The organism is Micromonospora sp. NPDC049171 (genome assembly GCF_040648275.1).
GTDB lineage: Bacteria > Actinomycetota > Actinomycetes > Mycobacteriales > Micromonosporaceae > Micromonospora.
This window is the reverse complement of sequence record NZ_JBEZDJ010000003.1, coordinates 384,443-407,952: the sequence shown is the minus strand read 5'-3', so window position 1 is coordinate 407,952 and position 23,510 is coordinate 384,443. Positions and strand designations below refer to the sequence as shown.

Genomic DNA, 23,510 nt, shown 5'->3' with positions numbered 1-23,510 from the left:
ACTACCGCCGCCGCAGCACGGAGGGGAGGTCCCGGTGAGTCAGCGTCTGACACGGTTCAACGAGTTGTCGGCGCGCGATGCCGAACGGGAGTTGCTGGCCTGCTGCGCATCGCCCGCCTGGGCGCGTGCCGTGACCGCCGCCCGCCCTCATCCCGACCAGCAGGCGCTTCTCACCACAGCGGCGGATGTGCTCGCCGAGCTTTCCTGGCCGGACATCGCCCAGGCGCTGGCGGCGCACCCCCGGATCGGACAACGGGCCGACGGCGACGGACGTGACGCGGCCTGGTCCCGGCGAGAGCAGGCCGGCGTCGCCGACAGCGACGAGGCGACCCGGGTCGCTCTGCGTGCGGCCAACCAGGCGTACGAGGACCGCTTCGGTCACCTCTTCCTGATCTTCGCGAATGGGCGAACCGCCGCGGAGATCCTCGCCGCAGCCCAAACCCGGCTCGCCAACGAGACAGCGGTCGAGCGGGAGGTGGTTCGGGCGGAGTTGACGCGCATAGCCGTGCTGCGACTGACGGAGCTGACCAACGAATGAGTCTGTCCACGCACGTCCTCGACACCGCCCGGGGCGAACCGGCTGACGGAGTGCTGGTCCACCTGTACCGGTGGGCTGGCGACGAGTGGATCGACGTCGCGGCGGGACGCACCGACGCGGACGGGCGCTTGCGGAACTGGGTGCCGAAGCGGCGCTGGGCGCGAGGAACGTACCGGCTCTGCTTCGACACCGGTGGCTATCTCGGCCTCGGGGCGTTCTTTCCGGAGGTGTCGGTGGTGTTCGTGGTCACCGACGCCTGGCGTCACCTGCACGTGCCCCTGCTGCTGAGCCCGTACGGCTATTCGACATATCGAGGGAGCTGACCCCGATGGACATTGTTCTCGGCACCCACCAGTACGGAAAGGCCGAGGTGCGGCTGGTCCACGTCGTCCGCGACGGCGAGCGCCATCGGCTGACCGACCTCACCGTCAGCGTCGCGCTCGCCGGCGACCTGGCAGACACGCACCTCACCGGCGACAACGCCAAGGTCCTGCCGACCGACAGTCAGAAGAACACGGTGTACGCGTTCGCGCGGCGGCACGGGATCGGCGAGATCGAGGAGTTCGGGCTGCGCCTGGCGCGACACTTCGTCGACTCGCAGCCCGTCATCACCCGGGCGATCGTCCACCTCCAACAGCACGCCTGGAACCGCGTGGGTGAGCACTCGTTCACCCGGTCCGGAGCCGAGACACGGACGGCGACGGTCACGGTGGACGGACCGGACACGGTCGTCGTCTCCGGGCTGACCGGCATGGTGCTGATGAACACGACCGGCTCGGAGTTCTTCGGCTTCGTCCGGGACGAGTACACGACGCTCCCCGAGGCGCACGACCGAATCCTGGCCACGGCGGTGGACGGCCGTTGGCGGCATACCTCCAGCGAGAGCGACGACTGGGCGGCCTCGTTCAGGGAGGCGCGGCGGCACCTGGTCGAGGCATTTGTCGACACGTACAGCCTGTCCCTGCAGCAGACGCTGTACGCGATGGGGCAGCGGGTCCTCGAACACCGCCCGGAGATCACCGAGGTGCGGATGTCCCTGCCCAACAAACACCACTTCCTCGTCGACCTCACACCGTTCGGGCTCGACAACCCGAACGAGGTCTTCTACGCCGCCGACCGCCCGTACGGGCTGATCGAGGGTGCGGTGCGCCGCGACGACGCCCCACGGTGGGAGGAGTCGTGGTGGAACTCCTGACCTCGGCCTCGTCGGGCCGCCTCCTCATCGAGGGCTGCGCGATCGCGACGGTCGACGGCGTCGGCCGCGAGCACGAGCGGGGCCACATCCTTGTCGAGGACGGTCGCATCGCCGCTGTCGGGGCCGGCTCCGCGGACCGGATCGACGACGGCGCGCCCGTCCGGCGTGTCGACGGCACCGGCTGCCTCGCCACGCCGGGACTGGTCAACACCCATCATCACCTCTACCAGTGGGTGACCCGGGGCCTCGCCCAGCAGGCCGACCTGTTCGGTTGGCTCACCGAGCTGTACCCGATGTGGGCGCGCATCCGGGAGGAGGACGTGTCGGCGGCCGTCGGCGCCGGGCTGAGCTGGCTCGCGCTGTCCGGTTGCACCACGACCACAGACCACCACTACGTCTTTCCCGCCGCCGCCGGTGACCTGTTCGCCGCCGAGGTGGCGGAGGCGGGCCGGGTGGGTCTGCGTTTCCATCCCGTCCGCGGCTCGATGGACCTGGGCGCCTCGGCCGGGGGCCTCCCGCCGGACGATCTCGTGGAGGACACCGACGCCGCGCTCGCGGCGACCGCCGACGCGATCGACCGTTTCTCCGACCCGTCACCGGGCGCGATGGTCCGCGTCGCGGTCGGCCCCTGCTCCCCGTTCTCCGCGAGTGAACGGCTGATGCGGGAGGCCGCCGCGTTGGCGCGGGACAGGGGAGTACGGCTGCACACCCATCTGGCCGAGACGGTCGACGAGGAGGATTACTGCCGGGCCACGCACGGGTGCACACCCGCCGAGTACGCCGAACGGCTCGGCTGGCTCGGCCCCGACGTCTGGCTCGCGCACGGCGTCCACCTCGATGCCGAGGCCATCAAGCGGATCGCCGAGACCGGCACCGGCCTGGCCCACTGTCCCAGCTCCAACGCCCGCCTCGGCGCCGGCCTGGCCCCCGTCCGGGACCTGCTCGACGCCGGTGTGCCCGTCGGGCTCGGCGTCGACGGCGCCGCCTCCCAGGAGGCCGGTCAACTCGTCGCGGAGCTTCGCCAGGCGCTGCTGGTGGCGCGGCTGCGGGGTGGGCCGACCGCGTTGACGGCGCGGGAGGCACTCGCTCTCGCTACCCGTGGGGGTGCGCGCTGCCTGGGGCGCGAGGACGAGTTGGGCGCGATCGAGGTGGGCAAGCTCGCCGACATCGCGCTCTGGCGTATCGACGGGCTGGGCCACGCCGACATCGCCGATCCGGTGGCGGCACTCGTGTTCGGCGCACCGGCGCCGGTGGAGTTGCTCCTCGTCGGCGGTCGGCCGGTCGTTGAGAGGGGCCGCCTGGCCACTGTCGACGAACGGGATCTGCTGGTCCGCGCCCGGCGCGCGGCTGATCGCCTGCGGATCTGAAGCCCTGACGACGAACGCCGGATGACAGCGCACAGCGGAGACAGGAGCGGATGTGCCGGACATGACCGAAGAGGGAGTGCTGTGCCGGGAGGCGATCGAGTTCGTCACGGATCTCCAGCGGCGTTTCGGTGCCCGCCGCGCGGAGCTGCTCGCCCGTCGGCGGCAGCGGCGCGCGGAGATCGCCCGGACCGGCCTGCTCGACTTCCTGCCCGAGACGAGGGACGTCCGAGAGTCGGAGTGGACGGTACCCCCGCCACCGCCCGGTCTGTCCGACCGCCGGGTGGAGATCACCGGACCCACCGATCGCAAGATGGCCATCAACGCGCTCAACTCGACAGCGAAGGTCTGGCTCGCCGACCTGGAGGACGCCAACACACCCCACTGGGCGAACGTGCTGACCGGGCAGGTCAACCTGTACGACGCGGTCCGAGGCTCGATCACCTACGACGCGCCGGACGGGCGGCGGTACGCGTTGCGCACCGACCGGCGGCTCGCCACCATCGTCGTCCGCCCCCGCGGCTGGCACCTCGACGAGCGTCACCTGACCGTCGACGGGTCGCCGACCGCCGGTGCCCTGGTCGACTTCGGCCTGCACGTCTTCCACAACGCCCATGAGTCGATCGCGCGAGGCTCCGGCCCGTACTACTACCTGCCGAAGCTGGAGAGCCACCGGGAGGCCGGGCTCTGGAACGACGTCTTCGACCACGCCGAGGCCGCGCTCCACATTCCCCGCGGCACGATCCGCGCAACCGTGCTCATCGAGACCATCACGGCCGCGTTCGAGATGGACGAGATCCTGTACGAGCTGGGATCGCACGCCGCCGGGCTCAACGCGGGTCGCTGGGACTACCTGTTCTCCATCATCAAGACCTTCCGGGAGCGCGCCGTCCTGCCCGACCGCGCGGCGATCACGATGACCGCGCCGTTCCTCCGGGCGTACACCGAATTGCTCGTCGCGACCTGTCACCGCCGCGGCGCAGCGGCGATCGGCGGCATGTCGGCGTTCATTCCCAGCGGTGACGCCGCGCAGAACGCGGCAGCCTTCGGGCGGGTGCGCGCGGACAAGGAGCGAGAGGCGAACGACGGCTTCGACGGCTCGTGGGTCGCCCACCCCAAGCTGGTGCCGGTCTGCCAGGAGGTCTTCGACGGCGTCCTCGGGCCGCGGGACAACCAGCTGGACCGGACGCGCGACGACGTGACCGTGCGGGCCGCGCAACTGCTCGACTTCACCGTCGTCGGCGGCGAGGTCACCTCGGCGGGGCTGCGGACCAACGTCTCGGTCGCGCTGCGGTACCTGGAGGCATGGCTACGGGGCGTCGGCGCCGTCGCCATCAACGACCTCATGGAGGACGCGGCCACCGCCGAGATCTCCCGCGCCCAGACCTGGCAGTGGGTGCACCAGGGGGTCCGGCTGGCCGACAGCGGCGAGGCGGTGACCGCGGCGCTCGTCCAGCGGATCGAGGACGAGGAACTGGCGGCGATCCGCGACGCCGTCGGCGCGGACGCCTACCAGGCGGGACGGTGGCCGCAGGCCCGGACGCTCTTCGAGCGGGGTGCCTTGGCTGACGAATTCGTCGACTTCCTCACCGTGCCCGCCTACGAGGTCATCGACTGATGGCGCGCCGACTGACCGCGCGGGTGACGGCCGAACTGGACCGCCGGCTCACCCCCGTCGACGCCATGTTGCAGAGGCGCTACCCGGGTGACGGTCCCGGCCGGCAACCGGTGCACACCGTGTACGTGCCGGCCGACCGGTTCACCACCGACCTGTGTCGACAGTGGGGTGAGCAGGCGGTCGATACCCTCGATCGGTTCCCACCGCTGCCGTTCCCCACCGGCCTGCGCGACCGCGTGCTGGCGAAGCTGTCGACCGAACCGATCGAGGACCTTCGGCTGGACTTCGAGGACGGGTACGGCGTCCGCGACAACGCGGAGGAGGACGAGACGGCGCGTGCCGCGGCAACGGCGCTCCGCGACGGCCCGAGGCCGGTGTTCGTCGGGCTGCGCTGCAAGAGCCTGGACCGCGCCGACCGGGACCGCGCCGTCCGCACCCTCGACGTCTTCTTCGACGCACTCGGCCCACCCCCGCCCGGTTTCGTCATCACCCTGCCCAAGGTCCGAGCCGTGGAACAGGTGGCGGCCATGGCCCTGCTGTGCGAGGAGTTGGAGTCCGCGTACGCGCTGCCGGGCGCGAGCCTGCGCTTCGAGGTGCAGATCGAGACCACCGAGGCGGTGCTGGGCGCCGACGGCACGGCCACCGTCTCCCGCATGATCACGGCGGCCGGGGGACGGTGCGTCGGGCTGCACTACGGCACCTACGACTACAGCGCCGCGTGCGGAATCGCCGCCGCCCACCAGTCGCTGGATCATCCCGTCGCCGACCATGCCAAGGCCGTCATGCAGGTGGCGGCGGCCGGCACCGGCGTGCGCCTCTCCGACGGCTCGACAAATGTGCTTCCGGTCGGCGACCTGGACGCCGTGCACGCGGCCTGGCGGCTGCACACACGCCTGGTACGACGTTCCCTCGAACGCGGCTTCTACCAGGGCTGGGATCTGCACCCTGCGCACCTGCCCACCCGGTACGCCGCCACCTACGCATTCTTCCGGGAGAGCCTGGACGCCACTGTGGCGCGGCTCTCCGCGTACCTGACGCGTCGCAGCGACGGTGTGCTGGAGGAACCGGCGACCGCTCGTGCGCTCGCTGGTCATCTGCGTCGGGGCCTGGACTGCGGCGCGTTCGACCCCGACGAGGTCAGCGTCGATCGAGCCACCCTGGAGGTGCTGTGACCTACGACGTCATCCTGCGCTCCCGACGCGTCGTCACCGCGCAGGGGGAGCGACCAGCCATGGTCTGCCTCGCCGACGGCCGGATAGCGGCGGTGACGGGGTACGACGACGTGCCCGCCGGGCCCGTCACCGACCTCGGCGACCTGGCGCTGCTGCCCGGCATCGTCGACACGCACGTGCACGTCAACGAACCCGGACGTACGGAGTGGGAGGGATTCACCTCGGCGACCCGGGCCGCGATCGCCGGTGGGGTCACCACCCTCGTCGACATGCCGCTCAACTCGGTCCCGCCGACCGTGACGGTGCCGGCGTTGGCCGCCAAGCGCCGCGCCGCCGAGGGCGCGATCCACGCGGACGTCGGGTTCTGGGGCGGCGCCGTACCCGACAACGTCGCCGACCTCCAGGCGCTGCACGACGCCGGCGTCTTCGGGTTCAAGTGCTTCCTCGTCGACTCTGGTGTCCCCGAGTTCCCACCACTGGCCCCGGACGCGCTCGACACCGCCCTCGGCGCGGTCGATGCCCTGTTCCTGGTGCATGCCGAGAGCCCGGGTGCGATCACCGTCGCCCCCTCCTCGCGTCGCTACGCGGACTTCGTCGCGTCCCGGCCACCGGCCGCCGAGGCGGAGGCCATCGGCTGGGTGCTTGACGCCGCGCTGCGCACCGGCGCCCGGGTCCACATCCTGCACCTGTCGTCGGCGGACGCCGTGCCACTGATCGCCGCGGCGAAGGGCGTGGGAGTCAGCGTCACCGTGGAGACCTGCCCGCACTACCTCTGTCTGGCCGCCGAGGACGTGCCGGACGGGGCGACGGAGTACAAGTGCTGCCCGCCCATCCGCGACCACGGCAACTCCGACCGGCTCTGGGCGGCCCTCGACGCGGGCGTCATCGACTGCGTCGTCTCCGACCACTCACCCAGCACGCCGGCGCTGAAGAGACCGCCGAGCGGTGACTTCGCCGCCGCCTGGGGTGGCATCTCCTCGCTACAGATCGGCCTGCCCGCCATTTGGAGCAGCGCCCGCGACCGCGGGCACCGGCTCGCGGACGTCGTCCGGTGGATGGCGCAGCGTCCCGCCGAGGTCGCGGGCCTGGACACCAAAGGTCGCATCGCCGTCGGCTTCGACGCCGACCTCGTCGCCTTCGCACCGGACGAGTCCTTCGTGGTCGACCCCGCCACGCTCCGCCACCGTCATCCCGTCTCCCCGTACGCCGGCCGGACGATGCACGGCGTCGTGCACGCCGTGTGGCTTCGCGGCCAACCGGTGTCGCCGGACGGCCCGCCACGTGGGCGTCTACTCTCCCGGAGCGCACGATGACCACACCGATCACGTTGCCGGACCTCGCCTCCCGTGCCCTGTCGGGTGGGGTCGTCCACGCGAACGATGAGTTCTTCGCCCCGAGCGACCACCTCGTCGACCCGAACCCACCGACGTTCACCCCACGTACCTTCGGCCCCAAGGGGCAGATCTACGAGGGCTGGGAGACCCGTCGACGCCGCACGCCTGGCCACGACCACGCCATCGTGCGCCTCGGTGTCCCGGGGATCGTCCGCACGATCGTCGTCGACACCAGCCACTTCACCGGCAACTACCCGCCGTACGCGGCCATCGACGGCTGTCGGGTGGACGGGCATCCCTCGCCGGAGCACCTTGCCGACGCGGCCTGGGTGCCGCTGGTGCCACGAGCGGCGCTTGCCGGCGACACCCGTAACGTCTTTCCCGTCGACCCGGGACACCGCATCACCCACGTGCGACTGTCGATCTTCCCGGACGGCGGAGTGGCCCGGTTGCGGGTGCACGGCGAGGTGACCCCCGACCCGCGGTTCCTCACGGGTGGCCTGGTCGACCTCGCGGCACTGGAGCACGGGGGTCTCGTCGTCGGGTGCAGTGACATGTTCTACGGCACGCCGAACAATCTGATCGCGCCGGGCCGGGCACGCACGATGGGGGAGGGCTGGGAGACCGCCCGTCGTCGCGACGACGGCAACGACTGGGTCCTCGTACGTCTGGCCGCTCCCGGCGTCGTCCGCGTCGCGGAGTTGGACACCAGCCACTTCAAGGGAAACGCGCCCGTTGCCGCCGCGGTGCGCGGGAGCGCGGGCGACCCGGACGACCCGGACGGATGGTTCGACCTGCTACCGGTGACTCGACTGCAACCCGACACCCGGCACCGCTTCCTCGTCGAGGACGTGGGCGCGGTGAGCTGGGTGCGGCTCGACGCGTACCCGGACGGCGGGATGGCCCGGCTGCGCCTGCTCGGGGAGATCACCCCCACCGGCCTCGACACCGTCCGCCGGCGTTGGTCGGCACCGTGACCGGTGGTGTCGGGGGAGTGCTGCTGGCCGCCGGCGCCGGCCGGCGCTACGGGCTGCCCAAGGCGCTCGCGGTCGCTGACGGCCGCCTCTTCGTGGAGATCGCCCACCGCACGTTGACGGATGGCGGCTGCGACCCGGTCGTGGTCGTCCTGGGTGCCGCCATCGACGAGGTACGTGCCACCGCCGACCTCGGCACGGCGGTCCTGGTGGTCAACCAGGACTGGCGGACCGGGATGGGGTCGTCCCTTCGGCGCGGGCTCGACGCGCTCCGGCAGAGCAGCGTCAGCGCCGCGATGGTGCTGCTCGTCGACACTCCCGGCATCACCGCGGCGGCCGTCGCCCGGCTGTCGACCCATGCCCACGAACAGGTCATCGCGGTCGCCACCTACCACGGGAGACGGGGGCATCCGGTCCTTCTCGGTCGCGGCCACTGGGACGGCGTGGCGAGGATGGCGGTCGCCGACGTCGGTGCCCGCCCGTACCTCACCACCCACGCGACCACACTGGTCGGCGTGGCGTGCGACGACCTGGCCGACGGTGTCGACGTCGACGAACCAGCCGACCGGCAGGTGGGGCGTGATGCGTGACGTGCTCGACGACCTCGGTCGATGGTGGCGGGAGGGCCGGCCGGTCGGGCTCGCCACGGTCGTCGCCACGTGGCGCTCGGCGCCGCTGCCGCCCGGTGCCACCATGCTCGTCGGCCCCGACGGGACGGTCACCGGCAACGTCTCCGGTGGCTGCGTCGAGAGCGCGGTGTACGAGCTGGCCTGCGACGTCATCGACACCGGCAGGCCGGTGCTACAGCGGTACGGCGTCAGCGGGGAGGACGCGTTCGCTGTCGGCCTGATCTGCGGTGGCACCATCGACGTCTACGTCGAGCGGATCGACAGGCACAGCTTCCCCGCCCTGCCCGAGGTGGCCGCGGCGATCCGGTCCGGCACACCGGTGGCCGTGGCGACGTGCGTGGACGCCAACGGGGGCGACCCGGAGGGGCGACTCGGTCAGCGACTCGTCCTGCTGCCCGACCGGACCATCGGCACGTTGGGTGATGTCGGCCTCCAGGCGGCCGTCGTCCAGGACGTGCGGGGCCTGCTCCCGGCCGGGCGAACCGCCATCCTCCGGTACGGCCACGACGGCCAGCGCCACCGGGAGGACCTCACCTTCTTCGTCAGCAGTGTCCTGCCGCCGCCCCGAATGATCATCTTTGGTGCGACCGACTTCGGGAGGGCGATGACCCGGATGGCGTCGTTCCTCGGATTCCGTTCGACGATCGTCGACGCCCGTCCCCTCTTCGCGGACGCGAGCAGGTTCCCGGACGCGGACGAGGTCGTGCTCGACTGGCCTCACCGCTACCTACGCGCCGAGGCCCAGGCCGGACGTGTCGACGACCGGACGGCTCTCTGCGTCCTGACCCACGATCCCAAGTTCGACATCCCGCTGCTGGAGGTGGCTCTGAGCCTGCCCGTCGCCTACCTGGGCGTGCTGGGCTCCCGACGGACACGCGACGATCGGATCACACAGCTCAGGGACGCCGGGGTCGCCCACGTCGACCTTGGCGGACTCGCCGCACCGATGGGGCTGGACCTGGGTGCCCGCAGCCCGGAGGAGACCGCGGTGAGCATCGCCGCCGAACTGGTGGCACGACGGTGGGGAGGCACCGGCCGACCTCTGCACACGCTGCATGGCCCGATCCACCGACCCGCTGCCGACCGTCGGTGAACCGACGAGTCGCGGATCTCGTTGCAGACGCGTGGCGTCGTCGTCAAACGTGCGGGCTGGTCGACTGTTCCGGATCGGTCGTGGCGCGGCTGCGGCGGTTGTCGCGGCCGGTGTCGCCGCCCGACGTGACGAGCCCGGCCATACAGAGGCTCGGCGCGATTGCCCTCCGGCTGGCTGACAGCTATGGAGTCGCCGGGGGCGTCCCTCATCGATGCCGCTCCCGCGAATCGTGAAGCTTCGGGGCTCACCTGCCTTGGCGCGGCCAGCGCCGGGGGCGTCGTCGAAGGGCCTACGGCTGACCGCGACGGTGTGGCCCATCGAGGTGTCCTTCCTGGTGCAATGTCTATCGGATAGGCATTGAGATGGGCTAACCGCTGCTGAGTTCATCGGAAGGTTCCCGGTGCCGGGAAGCTTCGCGCGGCTTTTCCCCGGCAGCGGGAACAAGGGTGTCCAGCGGGCGGACGGCCCGGCTTTTCGGGGCGCGGCGGAAAAGGGTGGGGCCGGCAGCAACACCCTTCGCCCGGCCTGGGCTGGCTTGTCGCCAGCGGCGGCAAGAAGGCTCCCATGGTGTGGGTACCCCTGGCAGCCGGAGGGGTACGCACGCTCCGCGTACCCCTGTGCCGCTGGGCGGCATGAACGATCGACATCACCGCGGTTGCTGGCGTGAGCACCTGTAGCAACTTGCCATCGCTTTGCTTGGCGCTTGCTTGGCAAGTGCCATCGGTTGTCCGATCGGACCAGCGATCGGACAACCGATCCGGGGCGGTGGGTGTCATGACACCGCGTCGATGGCGATGTCGACGAACCGAGCCAGGTGGAGCTGCGCGGCGACAGTGATCGTGTCCTTCGGGCCGCCTCGATGCTTGGCGACAATGAGGTCCGCCTCCCCCGATCGAGGCGACTCCGGGTCGTAGTAGTCGTCCCGGCTGATCAGCACGACGATGTCCGCCTCCTGCTCAAGCTGCCCAGAGTCGGTCAGCGGCAGGATGGCCCTGGCCCTGGCGCTCGTGATGGGTGGTGAGCGCGGTGACGCACCGGGCCGGCAGAGCCAGGGTGCGACGCGACTTCTTGGTGTTGGTGTCTCCGTCGGCGCGGACGGAGCGCCAGACCTGAATGGATGGTGGCACCGGAGGATCGTTGTCCGGCTTGCCGGCGAGGTCGACGTGTGACCAGGTGAGGGCTCGCAGTTCCTCGGTGCGAGCGCCGGTCAGCAGTGAGACGACGATGTAGGCGTGCAACGAGCTGCTCTCGGCAGCGATGAGAAGCGCCTTGGCATGGTCGAGCGTCAGCGACTTCGAGGGACGGCCGCCGCGACCTGTGGGTACTTCGCAGAGTGCCACAACGTTGCGTTTGACCCTGTCTCGCGCCACGGCTCGGTTGACGGCGCGGATGCGCAGCGAGTGGAGGAGCCGCAGGGTGCGGGTGCTCAGGTGTTGGCTTCGCCCATGAGCCAGCGGTCGATGTCGGTCGCGCTGAGATCCCGCAGCTTCCTCGCGCCGAGGTCACGGATGATGTGGGAGCGCACAAGGGTGGTGTAGTTGGCCTTCGTGCTCTCGGACTGGTTGCTCAGGCCGTAGGTGAGCCAGTCGGTGAGAGCGTCGGCCACGCTGTGTCCGTCTTGGACCAGGGCGAGGCCGTCTTCGTAGTCGCGGATCTTCTCCCGCAGCTTGGTGCGGGCTTCGGTCATACCTTCGGGGCCGAGACCGCACTGTCCTGGGAGGTCGACTGGTCCAACTTCACCGACGAGTACTCCGGAATCACAGGCACCGCCGAGCAGTGGGCCAGACGGCTCGCACTGGCCCTCGACCACGCCTGGACCTGACCAAGCAAGAGCAGGTCGACAGGACTGGCACTCGCTTCATCCGGCTGTCGTAATAGTTGGAAGCGCGCGACGCCGGCAGGCGTTTCGGGCATCACGGCCCGTTGAGCGCGTTCTTCCAAACTGAAGGTGTCCGTACGCTGCTTGGCGTGGCAGAAAACGAGGTGGTCTTGCGGCTCAACCGCGACGAAGCGCTGGTTCTGTTCGAGTGGCTGTATCGCACCGACGAGACCACCAACGACTTCGCTGACCTGGTCGAGGATCAGGCGGAGCAACGGGCGCTGTGGAATCTCACCTGCCTACTGGAACGGGAGCTGGTCGAGCCGTTCTCGCCGCAGTACGCCGAGCTGGTCGAGCAGGCACGAGCCCGGTTGCGGGATGAGGGTTCATGACCGTGCCGCGTGCCCGTCGGGACAGGAGCCGAGGGTCGGCGGCGGTCACCGCCTGGACGTCGCCCCCGGCATGGCGGTGCAGGTCAAACCAGGTCATGGCGATGAGACTTCCCGCCGTGTCCACACTTCCTAAACCGTGCGCTGCGGCCCACCCGTGTCAGCGTCCCAGGGACCAAGTGGGGACCACACGGCCTGCGCGATGGTGCGCGGCACGACGTTGACCGCACGACCTGATCTCGGGGATTGTGTGGCCTTGGTCGCTGCGCAGTTGCGGGAGCGAAGGGTCCTGTCAGGCAGGCGTGCCGGGGTCGGTGAGTTGCCAGTCCTCGTCGCGCTTGCCCGGGAGACGGGGCAGGCGTCTTCACGGCCCACGGTGATGATCGCGTCGGAGGTTTGGCGAGGTCGTATTCCAGTTTGCGGGGAGCGTTGGCGGTGGTGTCGATGTCGACCTCATGCATCGCCTGTACGGCGATGGGGATGATCTGGTGACACCTCGCTCCAGTGGGGAGCCGAGAAACGTCCGAGTTCCGATCTGGGTGTGGCAAGGGCGTCCAGCCAACCATTCAGGACGAGAGCGGTTGGCTGGACGCCACGTCTTCGAACAGGAAGTGGCTCCGCTGTTTGAACAACCAGGACTCATGCCTCGGTGCGAAGCCCTGACCTGCTGCCCCACCTGTATGCCGATTCGATCATGTGTTCCTATTGTTGACCGGCGTGTTGCTCAAGGACCAGTATCCGCGTTGGTAGAAGACCAGCGGAGCCGCGGTGCGTAGATGACGGAACCGTTGTACGCGGCCGATGATCAATTCATGGTCGCCTGCGGCGTGGTTAGCCTGCAGTTCGCAGTCGAGGTACGCGAGGCAGCCGTCGATGACGGGGGACCCGGATTCGGATGTGTGCCAGCGCAGGTCGGCGAACTTGTCCGGGCCGGGTGTGGCGAGTGTCCTACTGACGTGGTCCTGGTCGGCGGCGAGGACGTTCACGCAAAAGGTGTGACCTTCGTTGATGAGCGGCCAACTGGTGGAGGTGCGGTTGACGCCAAACCCGATGAGAGGCGGCCGTAGCGAGATAGAGAAGAAGGAACCGACGACGAGGCCGACGGGGCCGGCAGCACGGGTTGCGGTGACCGCCACGACGCCGGTTGGGAAGTGCCCGAGCAACAGGCGGAAGTCGTCCGTCATCGCCGGTCCTCCATCACGTTTCACAGCTCGCGCTTCCTCCGCTCAGCTGGAGCGACCGCGTTTGATCTCGTAGAAGTAGGGAGCCCGGGCGAGCCGTAGGATGGCGTCGTACAACTCCCCTGCTTCCTCCGACGGCGGGATTCGTTCGAACACCGGGCCGTGGATGCCGCGGGGGGTGTCGGGAAGCTCGATGACAGGGCTGCCGACATCAGGGCCGGCCGAAGCGATGGCGGCGTTGGTCCCGGCGGTGATCGCATCGTCCCAGTCCGTGTCCTGGAACGCGTCGAAGGTGTCATCAACACCGGTGGATTTAGCGGCTTGGCGTAGCAGATCCTCGGTGAGTGGTTCGCCGTTGTCGTGGGTGGCGGTCCCGACTGCGACGTAGAAGCGAACCGCGTCGGTCGCACGGCCGGCGTGTCGGAGCGCTTCGCCGATGCGCAGCGCTCCGTGGGAGTTGCCCAGCATGGTGGCCCAACTGGGGTCCATACCTTCGCCGTAGAGGACCTTGAGGCTGAACGGTTGCCAGTCGATGTCGAACGTCCGCTGTTCGGCTGCGGAGGTCAACCATTGGCCGGCGCGCCATGACCAGTAGCAGGCCGGATCGGACCAGAATTTTACCGACGTCATGGGTGCTCCTCAGCTGATGGCCGGTTGTGCAGGGGTGGGGGCGGTTGCCAGCGCGGCTTTGACGGCGGGGGCGACGTGCTCGCCGAAGAGGCGCATCGATCGGTTGCTTGCCTCAAAGTCGAGGCCACCGAACTGGAACCAGCCTTGGAACATGTCGACGCCGGCCTGAGCCTTGTCCAGCAGTTGCGCCACGCATTGTTCCGGGGTGCCGAAGATAATCCGGCGATGCTCGACCGCCTCTTCGAAGGGTAGCTTCGTAATCTTGTCGAACCAGGCCTTGTGGTCTTCGTAGCCCTTGTCCACCGTCGGGCTCTGACTGATCATGACGGAGGCTTCATGGCCAGCGCCCAACCACGCCTGCAGGTGAGGTTGTGCGAGCGCGCGGGCTTCGGCTTCGGTTTCGGCAACGAAGATGTGTTGCATGGTTCCGTAACTACCGACCGGGGTGCCAGGATGGGCGGCCTGCCACTCGTCACGGTAGATCGCCGCAGTGCGTGCGGTGTCATCGGAATCGAGGAAGGCTGTGCACAGGTTGACACCGAGGCGCGCTGCCTTGCGGATCGACTTTTCGCTGATGCCGGCCATCCAGATCGGCGGGTGTGGCGTCTGGGTAGCCTCGGGGACGACGGAAACGCCCTCGCCGTGCCACGGCCCCGTGGCGTAGGACTCCACACCGCCGTCACGCAGAAGTTGACGGATCAGCGGAAAGCTCGCGTCGAAGAGCTGCTCGCTGTCCTCGCGTCGGACACCGAAGCCGGCTTGCTCGTGGCCGGCGAGCCCTCGGCCTAGCCCGATCTCCAAGCGCCCGTTGGTGAGCAGGTCGAGCATACGAATTTCCTCGGCTGCCCGCACCGGATGGTATAGGGGCAGGTTGAGTGTCATGGCGCCGAGTCGGATGCGTGAGGTTGTTTGCGACAGAGCGGCGATCATCAGATGAGGGGAGGGGAGGATCTGGAACCCGGCATTGGAGTGGTGCTCGGTGAGGAAGTAGGCGTCGATGCCGACCTCGTCGGCGATACGGGCCTGCTCAAGAGTGTGCTGGTACGCGGCGGCGTGGGGGATTTTGCCAGCGACCGGCCGCCAGGCGGACGCGCCGTCTGATGTGGAGGAAGTGATGTCGTAAACGCTGAATCGCACAGGTTGCTCCAGGTCGGGGCTGATGCCGGCGGCGCGTACTTGTGCCACCTGTGTTGGCCGAGCGGATGTGGGGGGTGACAGCTACCGAGGGCGGGCCTCCAGCGTGACGACCTGAGGTGCGCGGGTCTGGCTGATCTTCGGTACGAGGCGGGCGAGCGGGTGGGCGGGGTCGATGGGCCGGTAGTCGCAGCTGTTGTCCGCGCCGGCGATGAGCTCCAGTTCACCAAAGGCGAACTCAATTGGCCTGTTCCGCCCGTCTGGCCCGTTGGGCGGGTAGACCCAGCTCTTCTCGGGCACCTCGCACTGGCAGCCGCGGACCGGCGTCTGCGGGCCACCCTGGCGCACGTGACGCCAACCGGCGGCGACGGCTCGCGCGGCGATGTCGTCGTAGACGGCTCTGCTGTCCGCGCTGTCCTCGCGGAGGTCGATGCCGAGATGGTCGACGTACGGCAGGCTGCGGGTAACGGCGCCGGGAATCAGATCCTCCTCGGCGATCGCACCGCTGGTGAAGATGACAGCCAAGCCGTCGGGGAAGCCGTACTTACGGAAGTTGGTGGCGTCACGTTGTGCCGTCACGCCCTGGCTGAGGATGTCCTCGTGTGGCAACGCGGCGATGTCGGCGACCTTCACCTGGACGTGGACGGAATCAGCGATGCCTATGGCGGCGGCAAACGGGAAGCGCGGATCGAAGAGTTCGGAGACGAGCCCGGCCTCGTCGGCTGTGATCAGGCGTCGTTCGGCGAAAAACTTCAGGGTCGCGGCAGCTGCGGCCTGGTCAGGCATGGGGTCACGCTCCTTGAGCAGCGATGTCGGCTACGGCAGCGATCAGTTGGTCGACCTCGTCGGCCGTGTTGTAGAGGTAGAGGCTGGCGCGCACGTTGCCGGCGCGGCTGTCCTCCTCGTGCAGCTCGTTGAAGAAGTAGTTGAGGGCGCAGTGCTGACCAGCCCGCACCGCGACGCCGTAGCGGTCGTTGAGTAGTTGCCCGACCTCCGTGAAGTCGCGGCCGGCGATGTTGAACGAGACCACGGCAACCCGGTCCGCGGGATCCGGGGGACCATAGAGTTCGACGCCGTCGATGGCGGAGAGGCCGTCGCACAGCTGGTGCATGAGCTCCTGTTCGTGGACGGCGAGGTTGTCCAGGCCCACTTCGGTGAGGTAGTCGATGGCCGCCGCCAGTCCCAGTGCCTCGGCGATCGGCGGAGTACCGGCCTGCCACTTGTCGGGCAGGGACGTGAATGAGCAGTCCGACAGCACACATCCGTCCAGCGTTGGCGCGGCACACGCCGTCGTGTCGATGCTTCCGCCGCCCAGGACACCGGGTACGAGCGATACCGCGTACTGCCGGCGGATGTAGAGCACTCCGATGCCGGTCGGTCCGAGCATCTTGTGCCCGGAGAACGCGAGGAAGTCACAGTTGAGCTTGTTGACATCCAGTGGCAGGTGTGGCGCCGACTGGGCCGCGTCGATCAGGAACAGGATCCCGCGTTCCCGGCAGATCGCGCCGATCTCCTCAACAGGCAACCGGTTCCCGAGGATGTTGGTCACGTGCGCCAGCGTGACCAGCTTCGTACGTTCGCTGAGCAGTGCCCGGAACGCGTCGAGGTCGAAGCCGCCGTCGCGATCGGCGTTGTACCACCGCACGTTGACGCCCTGCTTGTTGGCGATCCGCATCCATGGCGCCATGTTCGAGGTGTGCTCAAGGTTGGACAGCACGATCTCGTCACCGGGCTCGAAGTCCAGGGTGGCGGCGACCAGGTTGATCGCGGTGGTCGTGTTGGACGTGAGCACGATCTCCTCGGTGGACGCGTGGAGGAACCGGGCGATCGTGGTCAAGGCGTCGTCGAAGCGCTGCGAAGCGCGCATGGAGAGGTCGTACGAGCCGCGGTGCACGTTGGCCCGGTAGTTGACGTAGTAGTCGGTCATCGCGTCGATGACCGGTCGAGGGGTCAACGACGAGGCCACGCTGTCGAAGTAGGCCAGCGGGCCCGACAGCGTCGGGAAGTCCCGGCGGACGGCGCTGACATCGAAGGTCGAGGCGAGCTTCTGCGGGGTGCCCATGTCCTCATCCTGGCACCGACAGGGCCTGCTTTCAATAGCCAACCTCGATGGCAGCATCTGACACAGCTTTTATCAACAAGCGCTGTTGTTAGCTGCCGGCCTGATCTGGTTGAATGGTCCCATGACGCAGTCGCTGCAGGTAACACCCTTGGAGTCGCCCTCGAAGACGGCCGAGCAGTGGGCTCCGGTGTTCAAAGCCCTGGGCGACCCGGTGCGGCTGGAGATCACCCTGTTGCTGGCCGGACGGCCGCGCAGTGTCAAGGAACTTCAGGAGGCGCTCGGGCACAACCAGGCCCTGGTCAGTCATCATCTGCGGATGTTGCGTGACCAGGGGATCGTGACGTGCAGCCCGCGAGGTCGCAGCAACGTCTACGAGATCCAGATCGACCCGCTGGCGTGCCTGGCGCAATGCCTGTCCCTGATGGTCCATCCCGCTGACCCGGACTGCGCCTGTCCCCCCACGGGGGAGTAGCCGTCCCGCGACTGAGGTCCGTCGTGTCGGTAGCCGGTCTGCGTGCTGTCGGAATCCCGACCGCCGCACGGGTGGGTGTTCGGCCACCAGAGTCGCCAGGGCGTCCGTAGCCCGACCCATGTCGCTGACCCGCAAGCCCTGATTGTGCGGCTTCCGCCGCCGTCCGATCGCCTTGCCCACTCCTGCTCAGGGGAGCACGCGAGCTTGTGCCTCGATCGGTCCTTGCGGATGAACCTGGTGGCGGGCGACGATGGGTTGTGGCCAAAAGTAGTATCCCTTCACCGACGATCCCAACCCAGCGCTGGGTGCCACTACTGTCAGCGCCGCTCAATTCCTCTGGGGCTGCGGAGTACTCGCAGGTATTCAAGGCTCTGAGTGATCCGGTGCGGCTGCGCCTGTTCTCACTGATCGCCTCGCGGGCGGGCGGAGAAGTGTGCGTGTGTGAGCTGACCGGCGAGTTCGATGTCACCGGCCCAACCATCTCGCACCACCTGAAGGTTCTGCGGGAAGCCGGCCTGGTCGGGTCGGAGCGACGCGCCACGTGGGTTTACTACTGGGTGCACCCCCAAATGCTCGCGCGACTCAGTGAGTTCTTCGCACCCTCTTAGTGTTGCCTTGTCGTGATCACCACGCGGAGCCGGGCCCCCTCGTGCTGGAACGGACGACCGGTGGCGGTCGTCGTCCCCACCCGGTCAGCTCTTCGGGCACGTCCAACGCCGGACGGCGGCTGTCCCGGTGCCTACATCGCTCGGGCCTGTGGTCATCGCGGGGTCACCTCAGGGGCGGGGTCGGACGGCTGGGATCCCAGGCACGGGCAGGAACACATGGAATGATACGGATTTCCTGGATAATTCTCCCAGAAGCGGAATCACTGCGACAACACCCTATGCCGTGATTGCCTACGCGCAGGTGCCGCAGTCTAGAATATTTTCTATATAGGCAGGTCTATTCGGTTGTGGGCAACTCCCCCCTGAACATTGAGTGAATTCAATGTTGACGTACGGTAAATGCTGGTACACACTCGTTCGAGGATCAACTTCGAGAGTGAGGGGCGAATATGACCGTTGCGATCCTTGTCGTACTGCTTTTCCTTGCTGCGGCTAACGGGGCAAACGACGTCTCGAAAGGCGTCGCAACCCTTGCTGGGGCAGGGGTCACTGCCTATCGAACCGCGATTCTCTGGGGTGCGGCAACTACCTTGATTGGCGCCCTGCTATCCATCCAAATTGGACGGAGCATGGGAAAGCTGTTTTCCCAGGGGATCGTGAGTGGTGCACCGACTGCGGCATTTGCCCTGGCCGTCCTGCTGGGCACCAGCAGTTGGGTCGCGCTGGCCACCGTGGCCAGGCTTCCGGTCTCCACCACGCAGGCGATTGTGGGCTCACTCGTCGGCGCGGGGCTGGTCCTGGCTCCATCGAGTGTGCAATGGTCGGGCGTACTCCAAAAGGTTGTCCTGCCATTGCTGCTGAGCATCGTTGTGGCCTACGGCATCTCGGTTACGCTTGTCATGGCGGTACAGGTCGGCCGTCGGCTCCGCCGCACCCCGCAGACCGAACTCGCGACCGTTGGCGTGGCACCCACCGGAACGGGCGCGGCCGTCCCGGCCCCGGACGGGCGGCCTGTCACTGCCGCAGATTACGCGGTACCGGGGCCGGCGCGACGCGATCTAGCCGTCACGTTCCTGCATTGGGCGTCCAGTGGTGCCACGGGCTGCGCGCGAGGACTCAACGACACCCCGAAGATAGCCGCGATCGGTGGATTCGCCCTATTGCCCGCCGGATACTCGGCGACGGTGATCAGCGTGATAGTCGCCGTAGCGATGGCCGCGGGCTCGCTCTTCGGTGTCCGTGTCGCTCGGACGCTGGGCGAGAAGGTCGTGCGGATGAGCCACACCGAGGGCTTCACCGCCAACGCCACCACCGCCTGTCTCGTCGGCGCCGGTGCGTTTCTCGCGCTGCCCATGTCCACCACTCAGGTTTCCACCGGGGCGATCGTCGGATCTGCTGGTGGGCAGTTGAGCCGTATCTCCGGTAGGACCCTGCGCGACTTCGCCATCGCTTGGACCGCCACCCCCATCTGCGCCGGCGTGGTGGCTGCCATCGTGTTCGCCGCCGCTGGCTGAGATTCCGCTCCCACCGGCCCCCAACACCCGACCCCGGACAAGGAGGAGGGCGCCGGCGTGCGTATGACCCGTACTCCCAGGCTCATGGCCGGGCCCTGCTCGACCGGGGACTCGGCCCGAGTCGGGACCATCAATCCGCAGGTGCCGCCTCCGCGGCAACGTCGGACCTTGGCGGGAGTCCGGGTGCTATTTCCCGGAGTCCGGTACGGCGGAGACGAGGCATCCGGCGAGGCGGTGCATCGCGGTCGGGACTACCCAGTAGTACACCCAGGTACCGCGACGTTGGCAACCGACCAGCCCGGCATCTCGTAATACCTTCAGGTGATACGAGATAGTGGGCCCGGTGAGATGGAAGGCCTGGGAAAGATCGCAGACGCACGTCTCGCCGCCTGCTGCGATCATTGTCAGTAGACGCAATCGGACCGGTTCGCCCAGGGCCTTGAACATTGACGCGATCATCGGCGCCTGAATGTCGTCCAGTGGAATCGGCGGGGATGAAGGCTTGCTCGGCCCCACGCTGCCTGAGCCGGCTAACTTAGTCATTCATCTATTTTGACACTCTTCTAACAAAGCGCAAGATGGTTGCTGGAAGTTGACTGCGGAAGGAGGGTGAGGCTGGCCGCGCTGTCCATTGTTGGTCGTGCAGGTAGCTTGACGATGCTAGATCGACTGTCATACCTTGCGAATGCGACAAGCGAAACACTTATACGCCTGCTGTCCAGATAGATTGTCATAGAATGCGTCGTCGACCAGGTGGTTCGCGGCTTGATAGCGTGGGTCGCCGAACTCGTCGCCGACCTGCTGTGCTGGGCCGAAGGTGTTCGGCACGAACACTGTGTCGGGGCGGATCCCCGCGTCGAGTAGCGCAGTGCCGGTTATGGCACCACGGGGGCTTTCGACCATAATGTCGTCTCCCTGCTCGATCCCCAGCGGCCGCGCGGTATCCGGGTGCACCTGGATCAGACGTACTCCGTTGAGCCTCTTCCCGGTGTGCGTCCAGTGCGTCACTGTCGCGAAGTGCGCGACACTGGGCCGGCCGGTCATGCCCATGAGCGGGTATCGACGATGGACCGTGTCGGACCCGGGGACCGCCAGGCGGACCGGGTGCGTAAGGGCCTGGGGTTTGAGCGGGTTGACGATGAATTTCGGATCGTACGCGACGGTCGGATGAGCTCCGGTCACCTCCGGGTGGGTGTAGAAGAAGGGCAGGGCGCTATGACCACTGGGCGCAAGTAGCTGCTCAAGGGCCGGCGTGGTGAATTCGACCTTCCCGCTCGGTGTGAGGAACCGCTTCCCCTGATTCCCGGCGTCCAACGACTCCGCAGCCTGGTACCAGGATGGATGGTCGAGATACAAGGTGCTGACACCGGGATGGTCCAGATCGGGGCAGGGCCAGCGTAGCGGTTCGGCGCGCGTGCGCAGCCGATCACGTGTCATACCCGCCATCCCGGGGGTATGCCTGACGAACTCGGACCACAGGTTCCGGTAGTCACGCCAGCGGCGGGGGAAGGCGTCTGTCCAGTAGGAGCTCGGGTGACGACGTTCCTTGCGAGCGAGAGCTTGGGCGAGGTCGACCCAGATCTCGATGTCGGTGCGAGACTGACCGACCGGGGCCACAGCAGCGTCCTGCCATCGGATCGCGCGATCGTCGCGGCGCATGTACACCCCCTCGAATTCCAACCCGCTACGCACGGGGAGGATCAGGTCCGCGTAGTACGCCGCCTCCTCCATGAACAAGCCCGTGTACACGTAGAAGTCGAGCCGCTTGTATGCCTCACGGACCTTCGCGGTGTTCGCGGAGCTGACCAGGGGATTCCCTTCGGTAACGAGCGCCTGCAGGCGATAGGGGCGACCGGCGAGGATCGACTCGGCGAAGGCGTCCGGGCCGACCGGTAGAGCAGGCCCGCGCTGCGGCGCCGGCGCGGGCAGGGGCGGCAGGTCCAGCCGTCCAGGCCAGGTGTTGTGCATGAAGTTGCAGCCGCCTCCCGGGACGCCGACGTTGCCGGTGATCGCGGCGAGCATCGCGATCACGCGGTACGTGTCGAAGGCGCCCAGCTGATGGGAGATGCCGGCATTGCAAAAGATCGCCGCGGGCCGGGAGGTGGCATAGTCCTCCGCGAGTTGCCGGATCGTGGCCTCTGGTACGCCGGTGACGCCGGCTGCCCAGGCCGGGCTGTAGGCGCGACTGGCGAGATGGCGTCGAAGCTCGTCGAAGCCCGTCGTCCACTGCGCGACGAAGTCCTGGTCGTAGCGCTCGGTCTGGATGATGTGGCCCAGCATGCCGAGGACCAGTGCGAGGTCGGTGTGCGGCTTCGGTGAGATCCAGGTATCCGCGAGCGCCGCGGTCGGTGTGCGGCGTGGGTCGACCACGACCAGGCGGGCGCCGCTCCGTTGTCGACTACGCAGGAGGTAGGCGAACGTGACGGGATGAGTTTCCGCCTGGTTGGTACCGAGCATCAGCAGATAGCGAGCGGAGCCGAGGTCCTCCTGGCCCGTTGTGGGATCGACCCCGTATCCGTTGGTGAAGTTGGGAAGCCCGAAGGTCATCGCCAGAGCGTCCCCGCCGGCGTCGTTGCAGACCGGCCCGACATCGGTGTCGTTGGGGCTGCCCAGCATCGCAAACATGCGGCTGACCAGGGATCCGGTGCCCCTGGGGAGTCGGCCGCTGGTGCGGTTGGCGATGGTGTGCGCGGCGCCCTCGTCGCGCAGTCGCAGAAAGCGAACGGCGATGGTGTCCAACGCCTCGTCCCAGGACACCGGCTCGAAACGCGACGATGGACTGCCCTTGACGCCGGACACCCGGCGCAGAGGTGTCGTCAGCCGAAGCCTGTTGTAGACGAGTTCGGTCATTGCCGGAGCCTTGACACAAAGGTTGCCGTCCTGGACCGGATCGGCCGGCTCGCCCCGCACCTCGATAATCCGGCCAGCCTTGAGCCCCACCCGTAGACGACAGTTGCTGTTGCAGAACTGGCAGGCGGTGACGACTATGCGGTCAGGCTCGAGCGCCGCCGACCCGCGAGTGAAGTCCGGCATCGATGAACAGATCGAGTTCCCCGCTGCGGTGCCGGCTGCTGCTTCACCGCTCGGCCCCGCACCGCCAGGCGACGCCTGGGCGGCGGTGGGCATCAGCCCGGGTACGGTGCCTGCGGCCACGTTCGCGGCACCGAACGCTACGCCCGCCATGAGGGTCCGCCGTGAGACCTCAAGCGGCAGTGGTGTCGGATCCGGGTGATGGTAGGAACTCGATGATCCAGGATCGGACTGCGACATGAGGCAGCTCCAGTTCTTGGTGAGAGCGGCACGCTGCCTGCACCGGCGGACGCAACATCGACACCATCACTTCGCCGGGGGCGATTCCTGCGGTGGCCTCGCACGTGGTCCGTCGTTGCGGGATGGTTGGGCCTGCTGTGGTCGAAGACAGCGTGGACCGGCCGGCGGTGACGGCGCCGCCGGCCGGAGTGTGGAACGGCAAGTGTCCGCGTCCGGCACGGCTGGATTGGTAAGGGACATGAGCTGGGCGCAGGTGATCAAGCGGGCTGCGCGTCCAGTGTTGCCAATCCTAATCATTTTGGTCAATGGGTTGAGCCAGATGCGTCGGTGTGTTCGTTTCAGCGCATACTGAAATCCGACATTGACTTAAATTGATCACTGTTAATGATGTTGCCCGCCCCGTTCTGTGCAGGTGGGGGCCGGATCGGGTGAGCTTTTGGTCCCCCCGGGGAGGCTGCGCGAGGTCGGCTGCCTCCTTGACATCGGACACCGCTGGTTAGACGATGACGAAAGT

22 protein-coding genes and 2 pseudogenes are annotated in these 23,510 nt (G+C 68.0%); 15 read left to right on the top strand and 9 right to left on the bottom strand.

Annotated features, from left to right (window positions below):
- Window positions 1-34: 34 nt before the first annotated feature.
- From uraD to AB0B14_RS06195, 10 genes are all read left to right on the top strand, one after another.
- The gene (gene uraD, locus AB0B14_RS06240; RefSeq protein ID WP_357521631.1) at window positions 35-538 is read left to right on the top strand and encodes a 2-oxo-4-hydroxy-4-carboxy-5-ureidoimidazoline decarboxylase; all 504 of its coding nucleotides are present in this window, start codon (window positions 35-37) and stop codon (window positions 536-538) included.
- Window positions 535-861 carry a hydroxyisourate hydrolase gene (gene uraH / locus AB0B14_RS06235; protein WP_357064616.1) on the top strand — a complete coding sequence of 109 codons (327 nt, stop codon included), beginning with the start codon at window positions 535-537 and terminating at the stop codon, window positions 859-861. The genes uraD and uraH overlap by 4 nt, the downstream gene beginning before the upstream one ends.
- A 5-nt stretch (window positions 862-866) precedes the next feature.
- Window positions 867-1,733 carry a factor-independent urate hydroxylase gene (gene pucL / locus AB0B14_RS06230; protein ID WP_357064618.1) on the top strand — a complete coding sequence of 289 codons (867 nt, stop codon included), beginning with the start codon at window positions 867-869 and terminating at the stop codon, window positions 1,731-1,733.
- Window positions 1,721-3,100, top strand: coding sequence for an 8-oxoguanine deaminase (locus AB0B14_RS06225; RefSeq protein WP_357064620.1), 1,380 nt, complete (start codon window positions 1,721-1,723; stop codon window positions 3,098-3,100). The genes pucL and AB0B14_RS06225 overlap by 13 nt, the downstream gene beginning before the upstream one ends.
- Window positions 3,101-3,161: 61 nt before the next feature.
- Window positions 3,162-4,715, top strand: coding sequence for a malate synthase A (aceB, locus tag AB0B14_RS06220; protein ID WP_357521629.1), 1,554 nt, complete (start codon window positions 3,162-3,164; stop codon window positions 4,713-4,715).
- On the top strand, window positions 4,715-5,887 hold the full coding sequence (locus AB0B14_RS06215; RefSeq protein WP_357521627.1) for a hypothetical protein: 1,173 nt from the start codon (window positions 4,715-4,717) through the stop codon (window positions 5,885-5,887). The genes aceB and AB0B14_RS06215 overlap by 1 nt, the downstream gene beginning before the upstream one ends.
- Window positions 5,884-7,200, top strand: coding sequence for an allantoinase AllB (allB, locus tag AB0B14_RS06210; RefSeq protein WP_357521625.1), 1,317 nt, complete (start codon window positions 5,884-5,886; stop codon window positions 7,198-7,200). The genes AB0B14_RS06215 and allB overlap by 4 nt, the downstream gene beginning before the upstream one ends.
- Window positions 7,197-8,198, top strand: a complete 1,002-nt coding sequence (gene alc, locus AB0B14_RS06205; protein ID WP_357521623.1) for an allantoicase — start codon at window positions 7,197-7,199, stop codon at window positions 8,196-8,198. Before allB ends, alc begins: the two co-directional genes overlap by 4 nt.
- Window positions 8,195-8,785 carry a nucleotidyltransferase family protein gene (locus AB0B14_RS06200; protein WP_357064628.1) on the top strand — a complete coding sequence of 197 codons (591 nt, stop codon included), beginning with the start codon at window positions 8,195-8,197 and terminating at the stop codon, window positions 8,783-8,785. Before alc ends, AB0B14_RS06200 begins: the two co-directional genes overlap by 4 nt.
- Window positions 8,778-9,917, top strand: coding sequence for an XdhC/CoxI family protein (locus AB0B14_RS06195; RefSeq protein ID WP_357064630.1), 1,140 nt, complete (start codon window positions 8,778-8,780; stop codon window positions 9,915-9,917). Before AB0B14_RS06200 ends, AB0B14_RS06195 begins: the two co-directional genes overlap by 8 nt.
- 772 nt (window positions 9,918-10,689) lie before the next feature.
- Here AB0B14_RS06195 and AB0B14_RS06190 read toward each other — a convergent pair.
- Window positions 10,690-10,896 (bottom strand): annotated as a pseudogene (locus tag AB0B14_RS06190) (DnaB-like helicase C-terminal domain-containing protein); the annotation flags it as partial.
- Window positions 10,886-11,604: pseudogene (locus AB0B14_RS06185) on the bottom strand (site-specific integrase); the annotation flags it as partial. The pseudogenes AB0B14_RS06190 and AB0B14_RS06185, both read right to left, overlap by 11 nt.
- Between AB0B14_RS06185 and AB0B14_RS06180 the strand changes: the two are divergent.
- Window positions 11,527-11,739 carry a hypothetical protein gene (locus tag AB0B14_RS06180; RefSeq protein ID WP_357521663.1) on the top strand — a complete coding sequence of 71 codons (213 nt, stop codon included), beginning with the start codon at window positions 11,527-11,529 and terminating at the stop codon, window positions 11,737-11,739. The pseudogene AB0B14_RS06185 and the gene AB0B14_RS06180 overlap by 78 nt on opposite strands.
- Before the next feature lie 146 nt (window positions 11,740-11,885).
- Window positions 11,886-12,128 (top strand): hypothetical protein, encoded by a 243-nt coding sequence (locus tag AB0B14_RS06175; protein ID WP_357521621.1) that lies wholly within the window; start codon window positions 11,886-11,888, stop codon window positions 12,126-12,128.
- Window positions 12,129-12,817: 689 nt separating this feature from the next.
- On the opposite strand, the gene AB0B14_RS06170 is transcribed toward AB0B14_RS06175, so the two are convergent.
- The 5 genes from AB0B14_RS06170 to AB0B14_RS06150 are packed head-to-tail and all read right to left on the bottom strand — an operon-like array spanning window position 12,818 to window position 17,132.
- Window positions 12,818-13,309 (bottom strand): flavin reductase family protein, encoded by a 492-nt coding sequence (locus AB0B14_RS06170; protein ID WP_357064640.1) that lies wholly within the window; start codon window positions 13,307-13,309, stop codon window positions 12,818-12,820.
- 42 nt (window positions 13,310-13,351) lie between these two features.
- Window positions 13,352-13,936, bottom strand: a complete 585-nt coding sequence (locus AB0B14_RS06165) for a hypothetical protein (protein WP_357064642.1) — start codon at window positions 13,934-13,936, stop codon at window positions 13,352-13,354.
- Window positions 13,937-13,945: 9 nt separating this feature from the next.
- On the bottom strand, window positions 13,946-15,121 hold the full coding sequence (locus AB0B14_RS06160; protein WP_357521619.1) for an LLM class flavin-dependent oxidoreductase: 1,176 nt from the start codon (window positions 15,119-15,121) through the stop codon (window positions 13,946-13,948).
- Window positions 15,122-15,154: 33 nt separating this feature from the next.
- Complete coding sequence (locus AB0B14_RS06155; protein ID WP_357521617.1) at window positions 15,155-15,856, bottom strand: hypothetical protein; 702 nt, start codon at window positions 15,854-15,856, stop codon at window positions 15,155-15,157.
- Window positions 15,857-15,860: 4 nt separating this feature from the next.
- Entirely contained in the window at window positions 15,861-17,132 is a 1,272-nt protein-coding gene (locus AB0B14_RS06150) for a cysteine desulfurase (RefSeq protein WP_357064646.1), read from the bottom strand.
- Between the two features lie 121 nt (window positions 17,133-17,253).
- Between AB0B14_RS06150 and AB0B14_RS06145 the strand changes: the two genes are divergently transcribed.
- The 3 genes from AB0B14_RS06145 (at window position 17,254) to AB0B14_RS06135 (ending at window position 19,726) form a co-directional block, all read left to right on the top strand.
- Window positions 17,254-17,604, top strand: a complete 351-nt coding sequence (locus AB0B14_RS06145) for a metalloregulator ArsR/SmtB family transcription factor (protein WP_357064647.1) — start codon at window positions 17,254-17,256, stop codon at window positions 17,602-17,604.
- Between the two features lie 206 nt (window positions 17,605-17,810).
- The gene (locus AB0B14_RS06140; RefSeq protein WP_357521614.1) at window positions 17,811-18,212 is read left to right on the top strand and encodes a metalloregulator ArsR/SmtB family transcription factor; all 402 of its coding nucleotides are present in this window, start codon (window positions 17,811-17,813) and stop codon (window positions 18,210-18,212) included.
- Window positions 18,213-18,661: 449 nt separating this feature from the next.
- The gene (locus tag AB0B14_RS06135) at window positions 18,662-19,726 is read left to right on the top strand and encodes an inorganic phosphate transporter (protein ID WP_357521612.1); all 1,065 of its coding nucleotides are present in this window, start codon (window positions 18,662-18,664) and stop codon (window positions 19,724-19,726) included.
- Window positions 19,727-19,912: 186 nt separating this feature from the next.
- On the opposite strand, the gene AB0B14_RS06130 is transcribed toward AB0B14_RS06135, so the two are convergent.
- Together AB0B14_RS06130 and AB0B14_RS06125 are read right to left on the bottom strand one after the other, a co-directional pair.
- A complete protein-coding gene (locus AB0B14_RS06130; protein WP_357064652.1) occupies window positions 19,913-20,269 on the bottom strand; it encodes a metalloregulator ArsR/SmtB family transcription factor in 357 nt (118 codons plus the stop codon).
- 129 nt (window positions 20,270-20,398) lie between these two features.
- Window positions 20,399-22,996, bottom strand: a complete 2,598-nt coding sequence (locus AB0B14_RS06125) for a molybdopterin-dependent oxidoreductase (RefSeq protein ID WP_357521611.1) — start codon at window positions 22,994-22,996, stop codon at window positions 20,399-20,401.
- Window positions 22,997-23,510: the final 514 nt, after the last annotated feature.

What these genes read in the sequence shown, in the direction of transcription:
- AB0B14_RS06215 (WP_357521627.1), top strand. Translation starts at nt 4,715, where the DNA reads ATGGCGCGCCGACTGACCGCGCGGGTGACGGCCGAACTGGACCGCCGG.
- alc (WP_357521623.1), top strand. Translation starts at nt 7,197, where the DNA reads ATGACCACACCGATCACGTTGCCGGACCTCGCCTCCCGTGCCCTGTCG.
- AB0B14_RS06170 (WP_357064640.1), bottom strand. Translation starts at nt 13,309, where the DNA reads ATGACGGACGACTTCCGCCTGTTGCTCGGGCACTTCCCAACCGGCGTC.
- AB0B14_RS06165 (WP_357064642.1), bottom strand. Translation starts at nt 13,936, where the DNA reads ATGACGTCGGTAAAATTCTGGTCCGATCCGGCCTGCTACTGGTCATGG.
- AB0B14_RS06195 (WP_357064630.1), top strand. Translation starts at nt 8,778, where the DNA reads ATGCGTGACGTGCTCGACGACCTCGGTCGATGGTGGCGGGAGGGCCGG.
- AB0B14_RS06150 (WP_357064646.1), bottom strand. Translation starts at nt 17,132, where the DNA reads ATGGGCACCCCGCAGAAGCTCGCCTCGACCTTCGATGTCAGCGCCGTC.
- aceB (WP_357521629.1), top strand. Translation starts at nt 3,162, where the DNA reads ATGACCGAAGAGGGAGTGCTGTGCCGGGAGGCGATCGAGTTCGTCACG.
- pucL (WP_357064618.1), top strand. Translation starts at nt 867, where the DNA reads ATGGACATTGTTCTCGGCACCCACCAGTACGGAAAGGCCGAGGTGCGG.
- AB0B14_RS06155 (WP_357521617.1), bottom strand. Translation starts at nt 15,856, where the DNA reads ATGCCTGACCAGGCCGCAGCTGCCGCGACCCTGAAGTTTTTCGCCGAA.
- AB0B14_RS06135 (WP_357521612.1), top strand. Translation starts at nt 18,662, where the DNA reads ATGACCGTTGCGATCCTTGTCGTACTGCTTTTCCTTGCTGCGGCTAAC.
- AB0B14_RS06125 (WP_357521611.1), bottom strand. Translation starts at nt 22,996, where the DNA reads ATGTCGCAGTCCGATCCTGGATCATCGAGTTCCTACCATCACCCGGAT.
- uraH (WP_357064616.1), top strand. Translation starts at nt 535, where the DNA reads ATGAGTCTGTCCACGCACGTCCTCGACACCGCCCGGGGCGAACCGGCT.
- AB0B14_RS06130 (WP_357064652.1), bottom strand. Translation starts at nt 20,269, where the DNA reads ATGACTAAGTTAGCCGGCTCAGGCAGCGTGGGGCCGAGCAAGCCTTCA.
- AB0B14_RS06145 (WP_357064647.1), top strand. Translation starts at nt 17,254, where the DNA reads ATGACGCAGTCGCTGCAGGTAACACCCTTGGAGTCGCCCTCGAAGACG.